Origin of the sequence: Streptomyces sp. NPDC048521 (genome assembly GCF_043199855.1) — a bacterium.
Classification (GTDB): Bacteria; Actinomycetota; Actinomycetes; order Streptomycetales; family Streptomycetaceae; genus Streptomyces.
The window spans coordinates 283,658-307,394 of the sequence record NZ_JBICWR010000003.1 but is presented as its reverse complement, the minus strand read 5'-3'; the positions used below and the strand labels follow the sequence as shown (position 1 = coordinate 307,394).

Below are 23,737 nucleotides of genomic sequence, written 5' to 3'. Positions count from 1 at the left end.
TGAGAAACACGATATATCGCGGATGGGGGAAGTCAAGGCACTCTTTCGGGTGAGTCCCGGCATGCAAAAGCGGGGCGCCGTACCGGCGCCCCGCACAGATCGCGGACGGACCTACTCCTCGTCCTCGTCGTCCAACCGGGCGAGCCAGGTCGCCAGACGCTCCACCGGTACCTCGAAGTCCGGGTTCAGGTCGACGAACGTCCGCAGTTGCTCGGCGAGCCACTCGAAGGTGATCTCCTCCTCACCGCGCCGCTTCTCCAGTTCTTCAATGCCTCGGTCGGTGAAGTACACAGATGCTCTCCTGTGGGTCGGCCATGGGCCAAGGGTTCTACGGCTCCAGCGTATGCGCAGCAAGGGCCCGGCCCCGAGTCCGTGGGGACTCGGGGCCGGGCCCTTGCTGCGTGCGTGCCGGAGGCCCTACGCCTCGAACACCTCACGGACCAGCTGCTCCTGCTCCACCTGGTGCCGCTTCGCGGAGCCGACCGCCGGGGACGAGGAGTGCGGACGCGAGATGCGCCGCAGGCGCTCGCCGTGCGGGACGTCCGCGCCGACCGCCAGGTCCAGGTGGTCGATCAGGTTGAGCGCGATGAACGGCCAGGCACCCTGGTTGGCCGGCTCCTCCTGCGCCCACAGGTACTTCTCGGCGTTCGGGTACTTGTTGACCTCCGCCTGGATCTCGGCACCCGGCAGCGGGTACAGCCGCTCGATGCGGATGATCGCGGTGTCCGTCACGCCCCGCTTCTGCCGCTCGGCCTCAAGGTCGTAGTACAGCTTGCCGGCCACGAACACGACCTTGCGGACCGCGGCCGGGTCCGCCGTCGTGTCCCCGATGACGGGACGGAACTGACCCGACGTGAACTCCTCCGTCTTCGACGCGGCGGCCTTCAGGCGGAGCATCGACTTCGGGGTGAAGACCACCAGCGGCTTGTGGTGCGGGTTGTGCACCTGCCACCGCAGGAGGTGGAAGTAGTTCGACGGCAGGGTCGGCATGGCGACCGTCATGTTGTTCTGGGCGCAGAGCTGGAGGAACCGCTCGACCCGGGCCGAGGAGTGGTCCGGGCCCTGGCCCTCGTAGCCGTGCGGCAGGAGCAGGGTGACGCCGGACGTCTGGCCCCACTTCTGCTCCGCCGCCGAGATGTACTCGTCGACCACCGTCTGGGCGCCGTTGACGAAGTCACCGAACTGCGCCTCCCACATCACGAGCGCGTCGGGGCGGGCCAGCGAGTAGCCGTACTCGAAGCCCATGACCGCGTACTCGGACAGCAGGGAGTTGTAGACGTTGTAGCGCGCCTGGTCTTCGGCGAGGTACTGGAGCGGGGTGTACTCCTCGCCCGTCGCGCGGTCGATGAGGACCGCGTGGCGCTGGCCGAAGGTGCCGCGCTGGGAGTCCTGGCCGGACAGCCGGACCGGGGTGCCCTCCAGCAGCAGGGAGCCGACCGCGAGGGTCTCGCCCATGCCCCAGTCGATCGTGCCGTCCTCGACCATCGCCGCACGGCGCTGCAACTGGGGCAGCAGGCGCGGGTGCACGTGGAAGGAGTCCGGGATGTTGACCTGGGACTCGGCGATGCGCTTGACGACCTCCGAGGAGATCGCGGTGTTCACGGCGACCGGGAACTCCGCCTGCGGGTCCGACACGGGGCCGGGGGCCTGCTGGGTCGTGACGGCCTCGCGGACCTCCGTGAAGACCTTCTCCAGCTGACCCTGGTAGTCCTGGAGGGCCTGCTCGGCCTCTTCCAGGGTGATGTCGCCGCGACCGATCAGGGACTCGGTGTACAGCTTGCGCACCGAGCGCTTCTTGTCGATCAGGTCGTACATCAGCGGCTGGGTGAAGGCCGGGTTGTCCGACTCGTTGTGACCGCGGCGGCGGTAGCAGATGAGGTCGATCACCACGTCCTTGTTGAACGCCTGGCGGAACTCGAAGGCCAGCCGCGCGACGCGGACGACGGCCTCGGGGTCGTCGCCGTTCACGTGGAAGATCGGGGCCTCGATCATGCGGGCCACGTCGGTGGCGTACATGGAGGAGCGCGAGGACTCGGGGGCCGCGGTGAAGCCGACCTGGTTGTTGATGACGATGTGGACCGTGCCGCCGGTGCGGTAGCCGCGCAGCTGCGACATGTTCAGGGTCTCGGCCACCACGCCCTGGCCCGCGAAGGCCGCGTCGCCGTGCAGCGCGACGGGCAGCACGGTGAAGTCCGTCCCGCCCTTGTTGATGATGTCCTGCTTGGCGCGGGCGATGCCCTCGATGACCGGGTCGACCGTCTCCAGGTGGGACGGGTTGGCGGCCAGCGAGACCTTGATCTGCTCGCCGTCCAGGCCGGTGAAGGTGCCCTCGGCGCCCAGGTGGTACTTGACGTCACCGGAGCCGTGCATCGACTTCGGGTCGAGGTTGCCCTCGAACTCGCGGAAGATCTGCGCGTAGGACTTGCCGACGATGTTGGCGAGGACGTTGAGGCGGCCACGGTGGGCCATGCCGATGACGACCTCGTCCAGGCGGGACTCGGCGGCGGAGTCGATCACCGCGTCGAGCAGCGGGATGACGGACTCGCCGCCCTCCAGCGAGAAGCGCTTCTGGCCGACGTACTTCGTCTGCAGGAACGTCTCGAAGGCCTCCGCGGCGTTCAGCCGGCGCAGGATCCGCAGCTGCTCCTCACGCTCCATCTTGGCGTGCGGGCGCTCGACGCGGTCCTGGATCCACTTGCGCTGCTTGGGGTCCTGGATGTGCATGAACTCGATGCCGGTGGTGCGGCAGTACGAGTCGCGCAGGACACCGAGGATGTCGCGCAGCTTCATCATCGACTTGCCGGCGAAGCCGCCGACCGCGAAGTCGCGCTCCAGGTCCCACAGCGTGAGCCCGTGCTCGGTGATGTCCAGGTCGGGGTGCTTGCGCTGCTTGTACTCCAGCGGGTCGGTGTCGGCCATGACATGACCGCGGACCCGGTAGGAGTGGATCAGCTCGAAGACACGGGCGGCCTTGGTGACGTCGTCGTCGTGGCTGGCGTCGATGTCCTTGAGCCAGCGGACCGGCTCGTACGGGATCCGCAGCGCCTCGAAGATGTCGTCGTAGAAGCCGTTCTCGCCCAGCAGCAGGTTCGCGACCTGGCGCAGGAACTCGCCGGAGGCGGCGCCCTGGATCACCCGGTGGTCGTAGGTCGACGTGAGCGTCATGACCTTCGAGATGCCGAGCTTGTTCAGGGTGTCCTGGCTGGTGCCCTGGAACTCCGCCGGGTAGTCCATGGAGCCGACGCCCATGATCACTGACTGGCCGGGCATCAGACGCGGCACGGAGTGGACGGTGCCGAGGCCGCCGGGGTTGGTCAGGGAGACCGTGACACCGGTGAAGTCGTCCATCGTCAGCTTGTTGTCGCGGGCGCGACGGACGATGTCCTCGTAGGCCTGCCAGAACTCGAAGAAGTTCAGCGTCTCGGCCTTCTTGATGGCGGCCACGACGAGCTGGCGGTCACCGTTGGGCTTCACCAGGTCGATGGCCAGGCCGAGGTTGACGTGCGGCGGCTTGACGAGGGTCGGCTTGCCGTCCTTCTCGCCGAACGACCAGTTCATCGACGGCATGGCCTTGATGGCCTGCACCATCGCGTACCCGATGACGTGCGTGAAGGAGATCTTCCCGCCGCGGGCGCGCTTGAGGTGGTTGTTGATGACGATGCGGTTGTCGAACAGCAGCTTCACCGGGACCGCGCGGACCGAGGTGGCGGTCGGCAGCTCCAGCGAGGCGTTCATGTTCTTCGCGACGGCGGCGGCGGGGCCGCGCAGCGTGATCAGCTCCGGGCCCTCGGGGGCCTCGGCGGCGGGAGCGGCCTTCGCCTTCGGCTGAGCGGGCGCCTGTGCGGGCTGCGCCGGCTTGGCCGGGGCGGGGGCCGCGGCCTTCGCCGCGGGAGCGGGGGCCGGAGCCGCTGCGGGCTTCGGGGCCGCGGGCGCCGGGGCGGCGGCCTGGGGGGCCGGGGCCGCGGGCTGGGCCTGTGGGGCCGTGGTGGTGGTCCCTGCGGCCCCCGCGGCCGCAGTACCCGCCGGAGCCGGGGTGGCAGGAGCGCCCGGCTTGTAATCGGCGAAGAAGTCCCACCAGGCGCGGTCTACAGAATTCGGGTCCTGGAGGTACTGCTGATAGATCTCGTCTACGAGCCACTCGTTCGGACCGAACGCGGCAGCGGGGTTCTTCCCGGCTCGGTCGTCGGTCGTGGGGGCACCGCCCGGCCGAAGGCTGGGGGAGCTCGAGTTACTGGGGGACTGTGGCGACACGGCGGCAACCGCCCTCTTCCGCTTCACAAGGTGATGGACAGCGGGAATAAAGGCTACGCCTCCAAGACCGCGAAGGTCAGGTCGGGCCCGTTCATCGTCGCGTAAGTCACACCGAAAATCTTGTTTCAGGGCTTGATATGGCGGGAAACAAGCGTAGTTCCGCAGGTGAGAGGGTGCACCGGCACCGGCCCGGCGCGCCTTCGTTCGACGGGTGGCGCGGGCCTGCCTCCGATCACACGTGTCCAGCTGCGCGGGAACGGCAGCGGCCGTCGTGGATCTTGTGCTTCCGGTTGGAACCCTACGTCAACTCGGGACGGAAGACAGTCCCGGGAGGGTGACGATGATCCGGCAGCCCCGTTCCGATTCGGCCACACCGATCCGGCCGCCGTGCAGATCCACCGCCCACCGGGCGATCGCGAGCCCGAGTCCCGTACCGCCGTCGCTGCCCGGTCCGTGCGGCCGGGTCACCGCGCCCCGGTTGAACCGCTCGAACACCCGGTGCCACTCCGACCGGGGGATCCCGGGGCCCTCGTCCAGGACCTCCAGCTCCAGCGACTCCGGCTGCGGACCGCGCCGCGCCTTCACCGTCACGCGGCCGTGCGGCGGGCTGTGCTTGACCGCGTTGTCGATCAGGTTGGCGACGACCTGGTGGATGCGCTCGGGGTCCGCGTGCGCGGTCAGCTCCGGCGGCGAGACGTCGAGGTGCAGATGGACGTCCGTACGCGTGTGGCTGCCGGAGCCGGAGGCGATGCCCGCGCGCGCGGAGGCGACCATGTTGGCCTCCTTCAGCACGCCCGACAGGTACGGCCACACCTCGAACCGCCGCATCTTCAGCGGTACGACGCCGTTGTCGAGTCGGGACAGGTCCAGCAGTGTCTCCACCAGCCGGCCGAGCCGCTCGGTCTGCTTCAGGGCCGTGCGCATGGTCTCCGGGTCGGCCTCGGTGACCCCGTCGACGATGTTCTCCAGCACCGCGCGCAGCCCGGCGATCGGGGTGCGCAGCTCGTGCGAGACGTTCGCCACCAATTCCTTGCGCTGCCGGTCCTGGGCCTCCAGCTCATCGGCCATGACGTTGATCGTCCCGGCCAGATGGCCGAGTTCGTCCCGGCGGTTCTCCTTCACCCGGCGCGTGTAGTCGCCCTGGGAGATCGACCGGGCGACCGTGTTCATCTCGTCCAGCGGCATGGTGAGCGAGTGCGCCACGAACTGCGTGATCAGCAGCGTGGCGATCATCGAGAAGACCGTGATGAAGCGCAGCTCCGTCTTGGTGTGCACCGCGATCATCGACAGACCGGTGGTGATCAGCACCGAGATGACGACCAGCGCGCCCAGCTTGGTCTTGATCGAGAACGGGCGTACGCCGCCCCAGGGTTCCCCCCCGGGGCTCCTCCGTGCGGCCTGGCGCCCGGCAGCGCTCATGGGGTCGGCGTCTCCAGGGCGTAGCCCACGCCGTGCACCGTGCGGATCCGCTCGGCGCCGATCTTCCGCCGCAGCGCCTTGATGTGGCTGTCGACCGTGCGGGTGCCGGAGGCGTCCGCCCAGTCCCACACCTCGGCCAGCAGCTGCTCGCGGGAGAGCACCGCGCGCGGGGTGTTCGCCAGGCACACCAGCAGGTCGAACTCGGTGGGCGTCAGATGGACGTCCTCCGACTTCACCCGCACCCGGCGCTGCGCGTGGTCGATCTCCAGCTCACCGAGCCGCAGGATCCCGCTGCGCGGCGTCGCGGCGGCGAGCGCGGCCCGCTCCACGCGCCGCAGCAGCACGTGCACGCGTGCCGCCAGCTCCCGCATCGAGAACGGCTTGGTCATGTAGTCGTCGGCGCCGACCCCGAGCCCGACCAGCATGTCGGTCTCGTCGTCCCGCGCGGTGAGCATCAGCACCGGCACGGGCCGCTGCGCCTGCACCCGCCGGCAGACCTCGAGCCCGTCGAAGCCGGGCAGCATGATGTCCAGGATCAGCAGGTCGGGCTGCCAGGCCTCGGCCGTGTCGACAGCGGCCGGACCGTCGGACGCCGTTTGCACGAGAAATCCCTCGGCGCGCAGCCGGGCCGCGATGGCGTCGACGATCGTCGGGTCGTCCTCGACGACCAGCACCCGGCGCTGTGCGCCCGGGGTGGTCGTCGCCGCGCCGCTCTGGGAGGTGTGTGTCTGCTCCATCGCCCGCCCCTGTTGCTTTCCGGAATCCGTGGGGTGATCCCATGACTGCGATTGACGCTTGAATGATCCGCGTCAGGGCAGCACATTACGGGGACTCACGGCGCTGTCGCTATCCAGGTCGGACGCCGAGGTGCACGGCGTCCGGAACGCCCCGGGCAACGGGCACCTCTTCGGTACGCACCTGCCGGAACCCGGCATTCCACAAGGTTCCTTCAAATTCCGGAGACGGTTTCGCCGACCACACCGCGAGTACCCCGCCCGGCCTCAACACCCTTGCGCAGACGGCGAGTCCAGCGGTTTCGTAGAGACCGTCGTTGTCCTCCGTGACGGTCCAGCCCGGCCCGTTGTCGATGTCGAGACACAGCGCGTCGAACGTGTCCGATGTCTCATTGACGTACGACACGAGATCGGCTTCCACGATGTCGGTGCGGGGATCGGCGAGCGCGGCGGCGGACAGTTCTGACAGGGGCCCGTGGCGATGCCAGTCGATGACGGCGGGCTCCCGCTCCACGACGACGATCCGCCCCCAGCGCGGGTCGGCGGCCGCGTGCGCGAGCGAGAACCCCACGCCCAGCCCCCCGATCAGCACGTCCGGCGCCGGGCGCCCGTCCAGGGCGGCGCACGCGGCGTCGACGAGCAGTCGCTCCGAGCGTCCGTCGGAGGTGTCCATCAGGAAACAGCCGTTGGCGATGATCTGCAGCAGCGCACCGTGTCTGCGCAGCACCACCTCGCCGTACGGGCCGTCGCGCCGGTCCAGGACCACGGGTGAGTCGTACGCGGCAGTCATGCGTCCATCCTGCTCGAACGTGGCTTGACGTTCACGGGAATTACGGATGACGGGCCGGCGGGCGCGGGCGGCACCTGAGAGGTTGCTGTGCATCCGCTCTCGCGTGGCGTCCGTCATAGACAGCGGCCCGGTGAACGCGAAGGGTGGGGCGCGACGGAAGGAGCGCCTCACCGTGGACCGCATCGCGACGGGCCCTGCGACGGCCGCGTCACCGCCCCCGCGGGGCACGCCCCTTCCCGCCGGCACCGACGGCCTCCCGGTCCCCGGGGCGGGCGGGCTGCTGGACGGCATGCCACGCCAGCGCGGCACGGCGCCACCCGCATCGGCGCCGGTCGAGGGGCGTCCGGCCGCATCGGCACCGGTTGAGCCGTGTTCGGTCGTCCCGGCGCCGGTCGAGGGGCGTCCGGCGGCTCCGGCACCGGTTGAGCCGTGTTCGGTCGTCCCGGCGCCGGTCGAGGGGCGTCCGGCGGCTCCGGCACCGGTCGAGGCGTGTTCGGTCGTCCCGGCGCCGGTCGAGGGGCGTCCGGCGGCTCCGGCACCGGTCGAGGCGTGTCCGCCCGCCCCGGCAGCGGCCGAGGCGTGTCCGCCCGTCCCCGCGCCGCGCTGGTGGCGTCTGCTGCCCACTCCGGTCGGCACGCCGTTCACCTTCGGTTACGCGGCCGTCCTGGTCGTCACCTCCACGGTCGCGGACCTGGCCGACCCCGGACTCGTGCACACTCTCTACGAGAACTCCAGTACCGACGTGGCCCACCTGCTGCGCACGCCCGTACTGGTGCTGCTGGCGAGCGCGGTGTGGATCGCGGGCGGGATCGTCTCGCCGTACGCGCCGGCCTTCGTGCTGGTGCTCGGCGCGCTGGAGCGGCGGATCGGCGGGGCTCGCGCGGCCTGCGTGTTCCTCGCCGGACACGTCGTGGCCACGCTCGCCACCGAGGTTCCCGTCGGCCTGGCCGTCCTGGTCGGACACCTTCCTCAGACCTCGCTGCACCGCCTCGACTACGGCATCAGTTTCGGTGTCGCCGCCAGCGTCGGCGCCCTGGCCGGCCTGCTCCGACCGTGGTCGCGCGGACTCCTGCTCCTCCTCGCGGGCGGCGCGCTCCTGAACGACCTGATCGCCTTCCGGGACCCGATGACCAACTGGGGCCACCTCATCGCCCTTTCGCTCGGTGTCGCCGGTTGGCCCCTGGTCCGGCGTCGGCAGCGGACCGCCACGGCGCCGCTGGGCCGCAGTACTTCCTGAGGCAGAGAACCAACCCCTGGGGCGCGACAACGCCAGTGACCTGCAGGAACAGTCACGTCGTCCGCTGATCGCCCACAGCGAACAGGACTTCGGGAACATCAGCGGAGCGCCAAGCATTGAGTCGGCATAGCTCAAGTTGACTGCCTAAGGGGAGATCATGGCTGCTGAGTCCACGGCGTTCACGCTCGTACTGCCCGTGCTGCCGCTCGACGACGAGGTCGTGCTGCCCGGGATGGTGGTTCCGCTGGACCTGAGCGACTCCGAGGTGCGGGCCGCGGTGGAGGCCGCACAGGCCGCCGCCCGGTCGGAGCCTGGGAAGCCCAGGGTGCTGCTGGTGCCGCGCATCGACGGGACGTACGCCAAGACCGGTGTGCTGGGCACGGTCGAGCAGGTCGGCCGGCTGGCCGACGGTGACCCGGGGGCTCTGATCCGCGGCCGGAGCCGGGTGCGGATCGGCGCCGGCACCACCGGCCCCGGTGCCGCGCTCTGGGTCGAGGGCGCCCGGATCGACGAGAGCGTGCCCGACCCGCTGCCGGGCCAGGCTGCTGAACTCGTCAAGGAGTACAAGGCGCTCGCCACCACCTGGCTGAAGAAGCGCGGCGCCTGGCAGGTCGTGGACCGCGTCCAGGCCATCGACGACGTCTCCGCGCTCGCCGACAACTCCGGCTACTCGCCGTTCCTCACCACCGAGCAGAAGGTCGAACTGCTCGAGACCGCCGACCCGGTGGCCCGCCTCAAGCTCGCCACGCAGCAGCTGCGCGACCACCTCGCCGAGCAGGACGTGGCCGAGACCATCGCCAAGGACGTCCAGGAGGGCGTCGACAAGCAGCAGCGCGAGTTCCTGCTGCGCCGTCAGCTCGAGGCCGTCCGCAAGGAACTGCGCGAGCTGAACGGCGAGAAGGAGGGCGAGGAGTCCGACGACTACCGGGCCCGCGTGGAGGCCGCCGACCTGCCGGAGAAGGTCCGCGAGGCCGCCCTGAAGGAGGTCGACAAGCTCGAGCGGGCCTCCGACCAGTCGCCCGAGGGCTCGTGGATCCGCACCTGGCTGGACACCGTCCTGGAGATGCCCTGGAACGAGCGGACCGAGGACGCCTACGACATCCAGGGCGCCAAGGCCGTCCTCGACGCCGAGCACGCCGGGCTCGAGGACGTGAAGGAGCGCATCACCGAGTACCTGGCGGTGCGCAAGCGGCGCAGCGAGCGGGGCCTGGGCGTCATCGGCGGGCGGCGCGGCGGTGCCGTGCTGGCCCTCGTCGGCCCGCCCGGCGTCGGCAAGACCAGCCTCGGTGAGTCCGTCGCGCACGCGATGGGGCGCAAGTTCGTCCGGGTCGCCCTCGGCGGCGTCCGGGACGAGGCCGAGGTCCGCGGCCACCGGCGTACGTACGTCGGCGCGCTGCCCGGCCGGATCGTGCGCGCCATCAAGGAGGCCGGGTCCATGAACCCGGTGGTCCTGCTGGACGAGATCGACAAGGTGGGCTCGGACTTCCGCGGCGACCCGGCCGCGGCTCTGCTGGAGGTCCTGGACCCGGCCCAGAACCACACCTTCCGGGACCATTACCTGGAGGTCGAACTCGACCTGTCGGACGTGGTCTTCCTCGCCACGGCCAACGTCCTGGAGGCCATCCCGGAGGCGCTCGCGGACCGCATGGAGATCGTCCGCCTGGACGGCTACACCGAGGACGAGAAGGTCGTCATCGCCCGTGACCACCTGCTCCCGCGCCAGCTGGAGCGGGCCGGCCTGGACAAGGACGAGGTCACCCTCGACGAGAGTGCGCTGCGCAAGCTCGCCGGCGAGTACACCCGCGAGGCGGGCGTGCGGACCCTGGAGCGGTCCATCGCGCGACTGCTGCGCAAGGTCGCCGCCCAGCACGAACTGGGCGAGCGGAAGCTGCCTTTCACCGTCCGGGACGAGGATCTGCGCGGCCTGATCGGGCGCCCGCACCACGTGCCCGAGTCCGCCCAGGACCCGGCCGAGCGCCGTACGGCCGTCCCCGGTGTGGCCACCGGTCTCGCGGTCACCGGCGCCGGTGGCGACGTGCTCTTCGTCGAGGCGTCCCTCGCCGACCCGGAGACCGGGGCGGCCGGCCTGACCCTGACCGGTCAGCTGGGTGACGTGATGAAGGAGTCGGCGCAGATCGCGCTGAGCTTCCTGCGCAGTCACGGCGCCGAACTGGAGCTGCCCGTGGCCGACCTGAAGGACCGGGGCGTGCACATCCACTTCCCGGCGGGCGCGGTCCCGAAGGACGGTCCGAGCGCCGGCGTCACGATGACGACGGCCCTCGCGTCCCTCCTCTCCGGCCGCCTGGTCCGCACGGACGTGGCCATGACCGGCGAGGTCTCGCTGACCGGCCGGGTGCTGCCCATCGGCGGCGTGAAGCAGAAGCTGCTCGCCGCCCACCGCGCCGGGGTGACCACCGTGATCATCCCCAAGCGCAACGAGCCCGACCTGGACGACGTCCCGGCCGAGGTGCTGGACAAGCTCGACGTCCACGCCGTGACCGACGTCCGCCAGGTCCTGGAGCTGGCGCTCGCGCCGGCCGCGAACGGCGCGGCGCCGGAGGTTCCCGTGGCGGCGTGACGGACGTCATGGGATGAGTGGAGGCCCGGCCCCCGTGAGGGAGGACCGGGCCTTCGCCATGCCGTGACCCCTGTCAGACCGGCGCGACCGACTGCTCCGCCCAGACCGTCTTGCCGACCCGGTCGTGCCGGGTGCCCCAGCGCTCGGCGAGCTGGGCGACCAGCAGCAGGCCCCGGCCGCCCTCGTCGAAGATCCGGGCCCGCCGCATGTGCGGGGTGGTGCCGCTGGAGTCGTACACCTCGCAGATCAGCTTGGTGTCGTGGTGGATCAGCCGGAGCTGGATGGGCGGGCGGCCGTAGCGGATGGCGTTGGTGACCAGCTCGCTGACCATCAGCTCGGTGGTGAACGCGGCCTCGTCCAGCCCCCACGCGGACAGCTGGTCGCCGGCGTAGTGGCGGGCGAGGGAGACGACGGTGGGTGCGTTGTCCAGTTCCCAGGAGGCGACCCGGTCCTCGTGCAGGGCCCGGGTACGGGCCACCAGCAGGGCGATGTCGTCGTCGGGGCGGTGGGTCAGCAGCTCGGTGAGCACCCGGTCGCAGACGGAGTCCAGCGACGTCGCGGGGCGGCCCAGCGCGCGGAACATCTTGTCCAGCGCCTCGTCGATGTCGTGGTCGCGGGCCTCGAACAGCCCGTCGGTGTAGAGGGCGAGCAGGCTGCCCTCGGGAAGTTTCGTCTCGAAGACCTCGAAGGGCAGGCCGCCGAGCCCGAGCGGCGGTCCCGCGGGCACGTCGAGGAAGCGGACGGTGCCGTCCGGGGTGACCACGGCGGGCGGCGGATGGCCGGCCCGGGCCAGGGTGCAGCGGCGCGAGACCGGGTCGTAGACCGCGTACAGGCAGGTGGTGCCGATGCCGCCGGCGGTCTCGGCGGACGGGTCCGCGCTGCCCTCGTCGGCGGCGAGCCGCAGGACCAGATCGTCGAGGTGGGTGAGGAGTTCGTCGGCCGGCAGATCGACGTCCGCGAGGGTGCGCACCGCCGTGCGCAGCCGGCCCATGGTGGCGGAGGCGCGCATGCCGTGGCCCACCACGTCGCCGACGACGAGCGCCACCCGGGCCCCGGACAGCGGGATGACGTCGAACCAGTCACCGCCCACCCCGGCCCGGGTCGCGGCGGGCAGATAGCGGGTGGCGATCTCCAGGGCCCCCTGGTCGGGCAGCTTGTGCGGCAGCAGGCTGCGTTGCAGGGCCATGGTGGTGGTGCGGGCCCGCGAGTGGGCGCGGGCCTGCTGGATGCCGATGGCCGCCTTGGCCGTGAACTCCTCGGCGAGCCGCAGATCCTCCGGGCCGAACGGCTCCCGGCCTCGGTGGCGGCCGAAGAGGGCCACGCCGAGGGTGCCGCCCTGGGCGAGCAGCGGCACCGCGAGCAGCGAATGGGCGCCGGACGCCCGCAGCCACGCGGCGCCCGGGTCCAGTGCCGCCCACGCGACGACGGCCGGGTCCGTCGTGTCGTACAGGAGCGGGCGGCCCGCCGCCAGGCAGTGCACCGGAGGGGAGTCCGCCGGGCAGACGATCGCCTCGCCCACGCCGGTGCCGTACGCGGGCCCGTCACCGGCCGGGAACGCCCGCAGGGCGGCGCGGCGCAGCACGACCGGGCCCGGCTGCGGGACGGGTTCCTCGGCGTCGGTGGGGAGCGAGTCGAGCAGGTCGACCGCGATGACGTCGGCCAGCCGGGGGACCGTGACCTCGCCGAGTTCCTGCGCGGCGCGGGCCTGGTCCGCCACCGTACCGACGCGGGAGGCGGTCTCGCCCGAGGGGCGCTGCCGGGCGGCCGAGTCCTGGGCGGGCTGCTGCGTGGACAGGCAGACGGCCCGCACGCTGCCGTCGGCGTCCTTCAGCGGGGTGAGGACGGTGGCGTGGCCCAGGCCCGGGCCGAGGCGCAGGCGCACCTCCTGCGGCCGTCCGGACTCCAGCGCCAGCCGCATCGAGTGGTTGGTCTCCTCGCTCGCCGCACCGGGCACGATGTGGGCGAGAGACAGCCCGCGCATCGCCGCCTCGGGCAGGGCGAGGGCGTGCTCCATCCGGCGGTTGGCGCGGACCAGCCGCAGATCCGCGTCGAAGATGGCCAGCGGGAAGGGCGACTGCAGGAAGGTCCACTCCTCCAGGGGCTCGCCCCGGGGCGGCTGCGAACGGGCCGTCACGGCGCTCACCACCAGCCACTCGGTGATCCCGGTGTCCGAGGTCCGCCGGTGCGCGAGCACGCCCAGCTCCAGGGACCGGCCGTCCCGGTGCCTGAGCGGGACGGTGCCGTTCCAGCGTTCCTGCCCGGCCGGCGCCCGCCGGGCCGCCGCGCTCTCGGCGGCGAGCAGCGCGCTGGCGGGCCGTCCGACGACCGCCGAGGAGTCGTAGCCGAGCAGCCGCCGGGCGCCCTCGCTCCAGCTGGTGAGGATGCCGTGCTCATCGATGGTGGCCGTGGCCGTGTACGTCGACTGTCGCTCCATCGCCGCTCATCTCGCCCTTGCTCGGCAGGCTCTCCCTGACCAGCATGATCCCGGCCGGCGCGGAGCACCAACGCAGGGACGGACGAAGAGCGGATGCCGCCCGTGGCGACCGGGAGCGGCGCCGGTACGCCGATCTTCGGCAGGCCCGGCATGACGCCGGCCGGGTACGGGCATCGCGGGCGCTGCGGAGGGGCACGACCGGAGAAGACCCGGGACCGTCACGGCATCTCCCCGCAGCCCTGTGGCCCCTGCCGCGCACGACAGGGGCCACGGCACCGGACGACCGACGCAGGGCCGGGCTTGCACCCGGTCCGGTGCTCCGTTGCTGTGCTGGTCCGGGGGGCGACCCTGGGGGCCCCGGTCGGGACGGTGATGCGGCCGGGGGCCGGGGCCTGGGCTCGGTTCGGTGCTCCGTTGCTGTGCTGGTCCGGGGGGCGACCCCGGGCTCCCGGCCGGGACGGTGTCGCACTAACCGAGGGCCAGGGCCTGCACCCGGTCCAGCGCTCCGTTGAACTTGTCGTGGTCGCCGACGGTCGGGCCGGAGGAGGTGTACTGCCACATCGTGTAGTACGACCAGCCGGCCGGCAGCGTCCCCGGGTCCGTGGCGTACCGGGCGATCCACAGCGGGTTGTTCGCGGCGAAGCCGCCGTAGTTGCCGGTGCACTGGGTCCACCAGCTGGTGGCCGTGTAGATCACGGCGTACCGGCCGGTGCGCGCCTTGTAGGTGTTGAGGAAGTCGGCGATCCAGCTGACCATCTGGCCGGCGGTCTTGCCGTAGCAGGCGGCGCCGTAGGGGTTCCACTCGATGTCGAGGACGCCGGGCAGGGTCTTGCCGTCCCGGGACCAGCCGCCGCCGTGGTCGACGAAGTAGTTGGCCTGGGTCGCGCCGCTGGTGGTGTCCGGGGTCGCGAAGTGGTAGGCGCCGCGGATCATGCCCACGTTGTAGGAGCCGTTGTACTGCTGCGCGAAGTACGGGTTCGTGTAGTACGTGCCTTCGGTGGCCTTCGTGTACGCCCAGCGCACCCCGCTGTTCCACAGGGTCGACCAGGCGACGTTGCCCTGGTGGCCGGAGACGTCCACGCCCTCGGTCTGGGTGACGTCACCCGTGCTGGGCGTGCCGTTCTGGCCGTCGTGCGCGGCGACGCCCATGCCCATGTAGGCGGAGCCGCGGCTGGGCGTGGTCGCGGCCTGGGCGGAGGTGAGGGGGACCGTGAGGGCGAGCGCCGCGAGCAGGGCCGTGACGAGGACGGCGAGGGGGCGTGGGCGGATGGGGCCGGGTCTGTGCACGGGCATGACGTGCCTCCGGGAGTGAGGTGGGGGACCGTGGCAGTGACCGTTGAGGCGGGGGGCCGCACCACTGGCGTGGGCATGCCATTTATTGCCTGACAAAGAAGCTACGCACGTAGATGAGGGCGTGGGAAGGGGTCCGGAGACCGCCGTTGGTCTACGCCTGCGAAATACTTACGGAGCTGCGGCGATGACGACAATTGACGGAAACTTTCAGGACCGCGAAACCGAGCAGAGGTGCTGACGTGCACGAGGACGGAAACGGCGACGCACATCGCGTCACCGGACAGGTGGCGCCCAGTGGTGCGGACCAGGAGTTCCTGGCACTGGAGCGCGAGTTGACCGTGCTGCTCCGGCGCGCCCGGGCCAACCAGGGCGAGATGGCCCGCGCGGTCCACCCCGACCTGGAGTCCTCCGCGTACGGACTGCTCATCCGGCTGGACGAGCTGGGCGGCCAGCGGGCCACCGAACTCGCCGCCTACATCGGCGTCGGCAAGGCCACCATGTCCCGCCAGCTGCGCGCCCTGGAGGACCTGGGCCTGATCACCCGCCAGCCCGACCCCGCCGACGGCCGCGCCTGGCTCGTCACCCTCACCGACGAGGGCCGCGGCCGGGTCGGCAAGGTCCGCGAGGCCCGCCGCGCCCGCTACGTCAGCCAGCTCGCCCACTGGGACCGCCACGAGGTCTCCGAACTGGCGCGCCTGCTGCACGAGCTGAACGGCGTCATGGAGAAATAGGCCGGCCGCACCCCCCGGAAGGAGCCTCACAGCTCCACGTACACCACCGTCGCGTCGTCGTGCGTCTTGCTCCGCCCCAGGAACACCCGCTCCTCCCGGTCCGCCGTCTCCAGCTCCCGTACCCGCTCGACCAGCGACCGGGCCCCCTCCTTCGCGACCACGTCGAACAGGGCCGTCCAGTCGCCCTCGTGGAACTTCTCCGTCCAGCGGGCCGCGCCGTCCGTCAGCGCGGCCAGCGCGCAAACCTCGCGCCGGGGCAGGGTGCCGGTGACCGCGCGGGCGGCCACCGAGGGGTCGGCGGCGGCCGTGAAGAAGCCGCCCTCCTTGTTGCGCAGGGTGGCGTCCACCCGGGCGTCGGTGGCGAGCGCGGTACGGGGGAGCCGGTCGAGCCGGTCGTCCAGCACCGGGGTGACCGTGCCGTCGGGGCCCCGCAGCAGCAACGCCGAATCGGACAGCACCAGGTACTCGACCGTGTCGGCGGACCAGCGGGTCAGGACCACGGTTGCCTGCGGGGTGCGCGGGTGAGAAAGCTCACAGGTGTCGGCATGGGCCTCGGCGGTGCGTCCGATCGCCCGCGCGAGGACCTCCGGGAGCGTCAGATCTCGGCCCGAAAGGGTCAGTTCGGTCAGTGCGCCGCCGAGCCGCGCGGTGAACCAGGGGACGGAATGCAGACAGCCCGTTCCACCGCTGGGCGGAGTCACTCCGTCCAGGACGATCGCGCAACCTCCCTGTCCCGATGCGGGGAGTCCGACACCGGCGAAGTCCTCGTTGGGGCGGGCGGCGCTGCCGGGTTCCGAGACGAGATCAGTTCGCATCCGGCCAGTCTGCACCAGGCCTTCACAGGCTTCGCCAAAGGCTGGCAAGTGCCGTCGAACACGCACGACCCGCAGGTCAGCGGCCTGATTTGGGAGGGAATGATCCTTTCCGGGAAAGCGTGGTGGCGAATATTGCCAAAGCCTGCCGCTCGCGTCCAACCGGCCCACCGCGCAGGAGGCCCGCACGCGCCGGGAGAACTTGCTCGCCAACTCCCTGCCGATGTTCACTCCTTCGGGTGGCGGGTCAGGTGATGCGCGACCACTGCCCACCAGCGCTGGGAGGGTCGGGAACCGTACGAACCGGGTGTACGCACCGCTTGGCACCGAAATGACGGGGCGCCACCCGGGCCCTTGGGTATACGAGTTCAGGATTGCGAGCACCGGTGCAGAAGAAGCGGCCTCGGCGCACAGGCAGGCAGACGGCCCCCGCGGGGACCGACCCGCAGACCCCCGTGGGCACCGGCCGCCCCACCCATGTGCGCACCCGGCTGATCGTCGCCGTCGCCGTGGTCGCCGCCGCCGTCGCGGGGGCCGGGGCGCCCGCCCTGCTCACCGCGTCCCAGGACGTCAGCGAATCCCAGGACCTGGTGACGCTGGCCGTCCGCACCCAGGACGCGCTCGTCCTCGCCCACGCGCTCGCCGACGAGCGCGACGAGGTCACCTCCTACATCGCGGCCGGCCGCCCCAAGTCCAAGGCGCCCGCCGAGGACCGCAGCGCCCGCGTGGACCGGCAGGTCGAGGACCTGCGCGCGGACACCGACACCCCGGCGAGCCTGCGCACCGACCTCGACGCGATCGCCGCCGTCCGCCGGTCCGCGCTCACCGGCAAGAGCACCGCCCTCCAGACCCACCAGGCCTACTCGGCGACGATCACCGAGCTGCACCGGCTCGCCGGGCAACTGGCCGAGCAGATGCCCCCCAGGGCCGGCTCCGGCACCTACGCGCTCGCCGAGCTGGACTCCGCCGTCCAGCAGTCCGCCGCCGCCCGCGGTCTGCTGCTGGCCGCGCTGAACGTCCCGTCGAGCACCCAGACGGTGATCAGCCCCGTCACCGGCCTGCCCACCACGACCGCCACCACGACCGAGGCGGACAAGAAGCAGCGCGACGCCCTCACGGCCGCTGCCCAGCAGGCCCGCCTGCGCGCCGACGCGGCCCTCGGCGACTTCCGCGGGACCGCCCCCAAGGCGGCCGTGAACTCCTACGACTCCACGGTCACCGGCCCCGAGGTCAACTCCGCCGAGAAGTACCTCGCCACGCTCACCGACCAGCCGACGCTGACCGACAGCGAGCTGACCACCAGCACCAAGAAGCTGGACGCGGCCCTGTCCGCCCGCGTCGACCTGATGCGCGGCGCCGAGTCCGCGCTCTACGACCACCGCACCAAGGATCTCGAGAAGCTCCGGGACGACGACGTCACCGCCCTGGAGATCCGCATCGCCGTCCTCGGCGCCCTGATGCTGGTGGCGATCGGCATCGCCACCGCCATGGCCCGCACCCTCACCCGCCCGCTGTCGGTCCTGCGCCGCGGCTCGGCCCGCCTCGCCGAGGCCGAGGACCCGGCGGCCCAGGAACCGATCACCTTCACCGGCCGCAACGACGAGTTCGCCCAGGTGGTCCGCTCGGTCAACGCCCTGCACGCGCACGCCGCGGCGCTGCACGAGCGGGTGGTGACCCTGGAGACGGACCGCAAGCACCTGGTCGGTCAGCGCCAGAAGATGGCCGACGCCCGCGAGGAACTCCGCGCCGAACTCGCCGATTCCGCCGCCCAGCTGGACCGCCTGCGCACCAGCATCGGCTCCACGTTCGTCAACCTCGCCCTGCGCACCCTCGGCCTGGTCGAGCGCCAGCTCGCGGTCATCGAGGGCCTGGAGGAGCGCGAGCAGGACCCCGACCGCCTCGCCACCCTCTTCAAGCTCGACCACTTCGCCACGGTCATGCGCCGGCACAGCGAGAACCTCCTGGTCCTCGCCGGCACCGAGCACGTCCAGCAGCACCACGGCCCGGTCCCGCTGGTCGACGTGGTCCGCGCGGCGGTCAGCGAGATCGAACGCTACGAACGCGTCCGCATCGCCGCCCTGCCCCCGCACGCCCATGTCGCGGGCTTCGCCGCCGACGACCTCTCCCACCTCCTGGCCGAACTGATGGAGAACGCCACCTCGTTCTCCCCGCCGGACCTGTCCGTGGAGGTCTCCGGCTGGCTGCTGGAGTCCGGCGAGGTCATGCTGTCGGTGCAGGACGAGGGCATCGGCATGGCAGGGGACCGTCTGGACCGCCTCAACGCCCGCCTCACCGACTTCGACCCCGAGTCCCCCTACGACCAGGAGGGCGAGGACGGCCTCGGGCTCGGCCTCTACGTCGTCGCCCGCCTCGCCCACCGGCACGGCGTCCGCGTCCAGCTGCGCCAGCAGAAGCAGGGCGGCATCGCCGCGGTCGTGGTCCTGCCCGCACCGCTGCTCGCCGAGGCGCCGTCGGCCACTCTCCCGCCCCAGAGCACGGTCCCGGGCGGCACAGGCACCTTCTCCCTCCCCGGCGCCCACGCCGAGGCCAACTCCAACGTCCTCCACGGCCGCACCAAGGAGGGTGACCCCTTGGTCGCCCTGGCGGAACAGGCGGTACGGAACGCCTCCGGCGGTTCGGCGGAAGACGACCACCGGGCTGCGTCCGGCGAACGGGCGGAGGGCGATGCCCCCGGCACCCCGCCGGAGAAGGACGCCCAGGACGATTCCGCTGAGCCCACGCCCCCGGACGCCGCCGGCCACTCGGCCGAGCAGGACGTGCGGGGCACGGACGCCGGCTGGGCCGATCAGGCCGTGCGGGACGCGTTCGGCGGGGCGGCCGAGGACACGGCGGCGTCCGCGTCCGACGGGTCGCCGGACAGCGACGTGCACCAGCAGGCCGAGCAGGGCGGCGAGGACACGGAGACCCGCCCGAAGGCCTCGGCCGAGACCTACGCCGAGACCACGATGGAGCTGCTGCTCCCGGACCTCGCGACCGGGCACGCCACCGACGCAGCGCGGACGCCGTCCCCGGACCCGGCGGCCGGCGCCCCCCAGACGTCGCCCGCGCGCGACGACGAAAGCCGCACGGGTGCCGCGGGGGGCGACGAGGACCGCGCCGAAGACGAAGCCGAGGCCAGGGCCGTGCCCGCCGAGGCGCCGGAGGCGACCGAGGAGGAGCCGGTCACCAGCAAGGGCCTCCCCAAGCGCACCCCCAAGATCACCGCACCCGCCGCCCCGCCCCGCCCGCGCAGCTCAAGCATCGACGCCGACGCCCTGCGCCGCAGGCTCGGCGGCTTCCGCCAAGGCGCGCAGGCCGGCTACCGCGACGTAGAGACGGAGATCGCCGAACAGACGGCCGGCCACCAGCGGCCGACCGCCTATGCACAAGCCGAAGAAACCACGGGGGGCACAGCCGAGGAGGCAAGCAGTTGACCGCGCCCAGTACCTACGGACTGAGCAGTGAAGCCCGCAACCTGCACTGGCTGCTGACCAACCTGGTCGAGGAAGTACCCGGCATCCAGTCCGTCGCCGTGGTCTCCTCCGACGGTCTGCTCCTGCTCTCGTCCGACCCGGGCCGCACGGAGCAGGCCCGCCAGGCCCGCGGAGTCAAGCAGAGCGGGCCCCGGGGCTCCTCCGCCGACCTCGCCACCATCGTCTCCGGCATCGGCAGCCTCACGGTCGGCGCCGCGAAGCTGATGGAGTTCGGCGGGGTCAAGCACACGATGGTCGCGATGGAGGAGGGCAGCCTGTTCGTGATGTCGATCAGCGACGGCTCGCTGCTCGGCGTGCACGGTTCCGCCGAGTGCGACATGAGCGTGGTGGCGTACCACATGGCCCTGTTCGTGGGCCGCGCCGGTCACGTCCTCACCCCCGAACTCCGTACGGAACTGCGGCAGTCGCTGGAGTCGCAGTCGTCCGAGTCGGCGGGGAGCGCCCGATGAGCGGCACACCGAAGCTCCCCGTCCGCGGCGGCGAGCGCAAACCGGCGCGCGTCCGCCCGTACTCGCTCACCGGCGGCCGTACCCGCTTCGGTCATGTCCTCCTCGTGGAGACGTTCGTGGCCGCGCTGGAGGCCCCCGAGGAGCGCAAGGAACTGACGAATGGTTCCCTCACCACCCGGGTCATGCCGGAGATGCGGGCCATCGTCGAACTGTGCCGCCGTATGCGCACGGTGGCCGAGATCGCCGCGCTGCTGAAGATGCCGCTCGGCGTGGTCCGCGTACTCCTGAGTGATCTCGCGGACCAGGGAAAGATCCGTGTGTACGGCACCGGAACCGGTCACGGCACCGGCCGCCCGGACCGCGCTCTGCTGGAAAGGGTGCTGAGTGGACTCCGCCGTCTCTGACGCCGCCGCCTCCGCCGCCGGAGGCAACCCCCTCGCCGCCGGGTACGCCGAGCCCGACGAGGACCTGAAGTCCTGGCAGACGGACCGCACCCGGGCCCCCATCGCCACGAAGATCGTGGTGGCCGGGGGCTTCGGCGTCGGCAAGACCACGCTGGTCACCTCCGTCTCGGAGATCACGCCGTTGCAGACCGAGGCGCTGATGACCGAGGCCAGCGAGGGCACCGACGACCTGTCCGCCACGCCGGGCAAGCTCACCACCACCGTGGCCATGGACTTCGGCCGCATCACGCTCGACGACGACCTGGTGCTCTACCTGTTCGGCACGCCGGGCCAGCAGCGGTTCTGGTTCATGTGGGACGACCTGGTGCGCGGCGCGATCGGCGCCGTCGTCATGGCCGACACCCGGCGTCTGAAGGACTGCTTCCCGGCGCTGGACTACTTCGAGAGCTGCGGACTGCCGTACGTCGTCGCGGTCAACCACTTCGACGGCAGCGAGCGGTTCGAACCGGAGGACGTACGGGAGGCGCTGACGATACCCGGGCACATCCCTGTCATGATCATGGACGCGCGACGGCGGATCTCGGTCATCGAGACCCTCCTGGCCCTGGTGGCCCACGCGCTGGACGAAACCCCCGAGTAGTCCTCACCCGTAGGAGGCACCACCCGCATGCGGAAGATACTCGTCGTCGGAGCCGGCCAGTCCGGACTCCAGCTCGCCCTCGGCCTGCAGTCGCACGGCTACGAGGTCACCCTCATGTCGAACCGGACCGCGGACGAGATCCGCTCCGGCCGGGTCATGTCGACGCAGTGCATGTTCGACACGGCACTGCAGCACGAGCGCGATCTCCAGCTGAACTTCTGGGAGTCCCAGGCCCCGAAGATCGAAGGACTCGGCGTCTCGGTCGCGGCCCCCGGCTCGCACGACCCGGGGCCCACCCAGCGGGCGATCGACTGGGTGGGCAAGCTGGACGGGTACGCGCAGTCGGTCGACCAGCGGGTGAAGATGGCCGGCTGGATGGAGACCTTCGCGCAGCGCGGCGGCCAGCTGGTCATCCACGGCGCGGCGGTCGGCGACCTCGACTACTTCTCCCGCACCTACGACCTCGTCCTGGTCGCGGCCGGCAAGGGCGAGCTGGTGTCGATGTTCGCCCGCGACCCGGAGCGCTCCCCGTACACCGAGCCGCAGCGCGCCCTCGCGGTGGCGTACGTCCACGGGCTCGGCCCGCGCCCGGAGCACCCGGAGTTCGACGCGGTCCGCTGCAACCTGGTCCCCGGGGTCGGCGAGCTGTTCGTCATGCCGACGCTGACCACGTCCGGCCGCGCCGACATCCTGTTCTGGGAGGGCATACCCGGCGGCCCGCTCGACGTCTTCAACGGCGTCAAGGACCCCGCGGAGCACCTCTCCCTGACCCTGGAACTCATGGAGAAGTTCACGCCCTGGGAGTACGCGCGGGCGACGAAGGTCGAACTGACCGACGCCGGTGGCACGCTGGCCGGCCGCTACGCCCCCACCGTCCGCAACCCCGTCGGCCGCCTGCCCGGCGGCGGTCTGGTCCTCGGCGTGGCGGACGTGGTCGTCGCCAACGACCCGATCACCGGGCAGGGCTCCAACTCCGCCTCCAAGTGCGCGGCCTCCTACCTCGCGTCCATCCTGGAGCGGGGGGACAAGCCGTTCGACGAGGAGTGGATGGGGCAGACCTTCGAGCGGTACTGGGCCACGGCCCAGCACGTCACCAAGTGGACGAACGCGATGCTGGCGCCCCCGCCGGAGCACGTGCTGAACCTCATCGGCGCCGCCGGGCAGCTGCAGCCCGTGGCGAATCGGTTCGCCAACGCGTTCAACGATCCGTCGGACTTCGAGAACTTCTTCTACGACCCGGAGAAGACGGCGGCCTACTTGGCTTCCGTGGCCTGATCGCCGTCGGGGGCGCGGGCGCGTCGGCGGTTTCAGGTCGGCTTTGGCCGGTCGTGCGCCACTCCGCGCCCCTCGGGGCCGGTCCCTGGGGCGGCGTCAGGGCGGACCGCGCCGAGGATCGGGTAGGACGCCAGCGGGGAGACCTTGATCCGCTCGCCCGGTCTCGGTGCCTGTACGACCCTGCCGCCGCCCACGTACATCGCCACGTGCGTGGCCTCGGGGAAATAGACGACCAGGTCGCCCGGGCGCAGCTCCGTCAGCCGGACCCGTCTGAGTTGCCGCCACTGCTCCTGGCTGGTGCGCGGGATCGGGGTGCCGGCGTGGGTCCAGGCCTGTGAGGTCAGGCCCGAGCAGTCGTACGCCGAAGGGCCCTCCGCGCCCCACCGGTACGGCTTGCCGAGCTGGTCCATGGCGTAGTGGACGGCGCGGTCGCCCTCGGTGGAGGCGGGACGGTCGGCGGGGAGGGCGCCCGCGGTGGTGAGTCTTTGCTGGGCCTCGGTGACCCCCTGCTGTTCCAGCCGGGCGATCGCGGCCAGCTGGCCGGGTGTGAGGGCGGCCAGCAGGCGTTCCACGTCGGCGAGTTTCGCGTGGACGCCGTCGCGCTGCTTCTTCTGCTGGTCGGCGAGGGTGAGCTGGGTGTCGAGCGCCTTGCGGGCCGCGCGCGCCAGGGCGTCCTTGCGCTTCTCCGTGGCGGTCAGCCGTGCCACCGTCCGGGCCCGCTCGCGCGTCAGCTCGCCGATGACATGGCCCTCGTCCAGCGCGTGCTGCGGGTCGCGGGCGAGGAGCAGGCGGACGTAGGGGCCGAGTCCGGTGCTGTTCTGGTACTGCTGCCGGGCCAGGCGGCCGGCGTCGGTCCGGCTGCCGCGCAGGGCGAGGCGGGCGCGGGCCAGTTCGCCGTCGAGGCGGGACACCTCGGCGCGCTGCCGCTTCAGCTTCTCGGCGGTGGCGTTGTAGGTCTCGGTGGCCTGTTCGGTCTGCCGGTACAGCTGCTGAAGGTCCGTCAGCAGCTGGGCGACGGACCGCTCCGGTTCCGGTGCGGCCACCGCCGGCACGGGCGCGAGGACGGCCTGGGCCGCCACAGCCGCCGTACAGGCCAGGCGCAGGAGCCTTCCTGACACGTCATCACCTCCGTTGCGGGGAGAGCGGGCTCTCCGGCTCTCGTCGCAACGTGATAATCAGACGTGTCGGTGCGGGTT

At 71.7% G+C, this 23,737-nt stretch carries 17 protein-coding genes; 8 read left to right on the top strand and 9 right to left on the bottom strand.

Going from position 1 to position 23,737, the window contains the following annotated elements; genetic code table 11:
* Positions 1-111: 111 nt before the first annotated feature.
* The 5 genes from ACGFRF_RS08910 to ACGFRF_RS08890 form a co-directional block, all read right to left on the bottom strand.
* Entirely contained in the window at positions 112-291 is a 180-nt protein-coding gene (locus ACGFRF_RS08910; RefSeq protein ID WP_152776632.1) for a DUF6104 family protein, read from the bottom strand.
* Positions 292-417: 126 nt separating this feature from the next.
* Positions 418-4,251: a multifunctional oxoglutarate decarboxylase/oxoglutarate dehydrogenase thiamine pyrophosphate-binding subunit/dihydrolipoyllysine-residue succinyltransferase subunit gene (locus ACGFRF_RS08905; RefSeq protein WP_393737927.1), complete on the bottom strand. Its 3,834-nt coding sequence runs from the start codon at positions 4,249-4,251 to the stop codon at positions 418-420.
* Positions 4,252-4,554: 303 nt separating this feature from the next.
* Positions 4,555-5,670, bottom strand: coding sequence for an ATP-binding protein (locus tag ACGFRF_RS08900; RefSeq protein WP_393737926.1), 1,116 nt, complete (start codon positions 5,668-5,670; stop codon positions 4,555-4,557).
* A complete protein-coding gene (locus tag ACGFRF_RS08895; protein ID WP_031163266.1) occupies positions 5,667-6,407 on the bottom strand; it encodes a response regulator transcription factor in 741 nt (246 codons plus the stop codon). Before ACGFRF_RS08895 ends, ACGFRF_RS08900 begins: the two co-directional genes overlap by 4 nt.
* Before the next feature lie 109 nt (positions 6,408-6,516).
* Positions 6,517-7,194, bottom strand: coding sequence for a spermidine synthase (locus tag ACGFRF_RS08890; RefSeq protein WP_393738304.1), 678 nt, complete (start codon positions 7,192-7,194; stop codon positions 6,517-6,519).
* Between the two features lie 172 nt (positions 7,195-7,366).
* Here ACGFRF_RS08890 and ACGFRF_RS08885 point away from each other — a divergent pair, with 172 nt between their 5' ends.
* Entirely contained in the window at positions 7,367-8,431 is a 1,065-nt protein-coding gene (locus ACGFRF_RS08885; protein ID WP_393737925.1) for a rhomboid-like protein, read from the top strand.
* A 157-nt stretch (positions 8,432-8,588) separates the two neighbouring features.
* Positions 8,589-11,009 (top strand): endopeptidase La, encoded by a 2,421-nt coding sequence (gene lon / locus ACGFRF_RS08880; protein ID WP_393737924.1) that lies wholly within the window; start codon positions 8,589-8,591, stop codon positions 11,007-11,009.
* A gap of 73 nt (positions 11,010-11,082) precedes the next feature.
* On the opposite strand, the gene ACGFRF_RS08875 is transcribed toward lon, so the two are convergent.
* Positions 11,083-13,443 (bottom strand): SpoIIE family protein phosphatase, encoded by a 2,361-nt coding sequence (locus ACGFRF_RS08875; RefSeq protein ID WP_393737923.1) that lies wholly within the window; start codon positions 13,441-13,443, stop codon positions 11,083-11,085.
* Positions 13,444-13,911: 468 nt separating this feature from the next.
* A complete protein-coding gene (locus ACGFRF_RS08870) occupies positions 13,912-14,736 on the bottom strand; it encodes a lysozyme (RefSeq protein WP_393737922.1) in 825 nt (274 codons plus the stop codon).
* Positions 14,737-14,975: 239 nt separating this feature from the next.
* Between ACGFRF_RS08870 and ACGFRF_RS08865 the strand changes: the two genes are divergently transcribed.
* Entirely contained in the window at positions 14,976-15,467 is a 492-nt protein-coding gene (locus ACGFRF_RS08865) for a MarR family winged helix-turn-helix transcriptional regulator (RefSeq protein ID WP_393737921.1), read from the top strand.
* 26 nt (positions 15,468-15,493) lie between these two features.
* Here ACGFRF_RS08865 and ACGFRF_RS08860 read toward each other — a convergent pair whose 3' ends face one another.
* The gene (locus ACGFRF_RS08860) at positions 15,494-16,282 is read right to left on the bottom strand and encodes a protein phosphatase 2C domain-containing protein (protein WP_393737920.1); all 789 of its coding nucleotides are present in this window, start codon (positions 16,280-16,282) and stop codon (positions 15,494-15,496) included.
* Positions 16,283-16,665: 383 nt separating this feature from the next.
* Here ACGFRF_RS08860 and ACGFRF_RS08855 point away from each other — a divergent pair, with 383 nt between their 5' ends.
* From ACGFRF_RS08855 to ACGFRF_RS08835, 5 genes are read left to right on the top strand one after another with little or no spacing between them, the layout of a single operon-like run.
* Positions 16,666-19,713, top strand: coding sequence for a nitrate- and nitrite sensing domain-containing protein (locus ACGFRF_RS08855; protein ID WP_393737919.1), 3,048 nt, complete (start codon positions 16,666-16,668; stop codon positions 19,711-19,713).
* Positions 19,710-20,222, top strand: coding sequence for a roadblock/LC7 domain-containing protein (locus ACGFRF_RS08850; RefSeq protein ID WP_393737918.1), 513 nt, complete (start codon positions 19,710-19,712; stop codon positions 20,220-20,222). The genes ACGFRF_RS08855 and ACGFRF_RS08850 overlap by 4 nt, the downstream gene beginning before the upstream one ends.
* A complete protein-coding gene (locus tag ACGFRF_RS08845) occupies positions 20,219-20,626 on the top strand; it encodes a DUF742 domain-containing protein (RefSeq protein ID WP_393737917.1) in 408 nt (135 codons plus the stop codon). The genes ACGFRF_RS08850 and ACGFRF_RS08845 overlap by 4 nt, the downstream gene beginning before the upstream one ends.
* Positions 20,607-21,266, top strand: a complete 660-nt coding sequence (locus ACGFRF_RS08840; RefSeq protein ID WP_393737916.1) for an ATP/GTP-binding protein — start codon at positions 20,607-20,609, stop codon at positions 21,264-21,266. The genes ACGFRF_RS08845 and ACGFRF_RS08840 overlap by 20 nt, the downstream gene beginning before the upstream one ends.
* Before the next feature lie 27 nt (positions 21,267-21,293).
* A complete protein-coding gene (locus tag ACGFRF_RS08835) occupies positions 21,294-22,541 on the top strand; it encodes a styrene monooxygenase/indole monooxygenase family protein (protein ID WP_393737915.1) in 1,248 nt (415 codons plus the stop codon).
* Positions 22,542-22,573: 32 nt separating this feature from the next.
* Here ACGFRF_RS08835 and ACGFRF_RS08830 read toward each other — a convergent pair whose 3' ends face one another.
* Positions 22,574-23,659: an NlpC/P60 family protein gene (locus ACGFRF_RS08830; RefSeq protein WP_393737914.1), complete on the bottom strand. Its 1,086-nt coding sequence runs from the start codon at positions 23,657-23,659 to the stop codon at positions 22,574-22,576.
* Positions 23,660-23,737 lie beyond the last annotated feature (78 nt).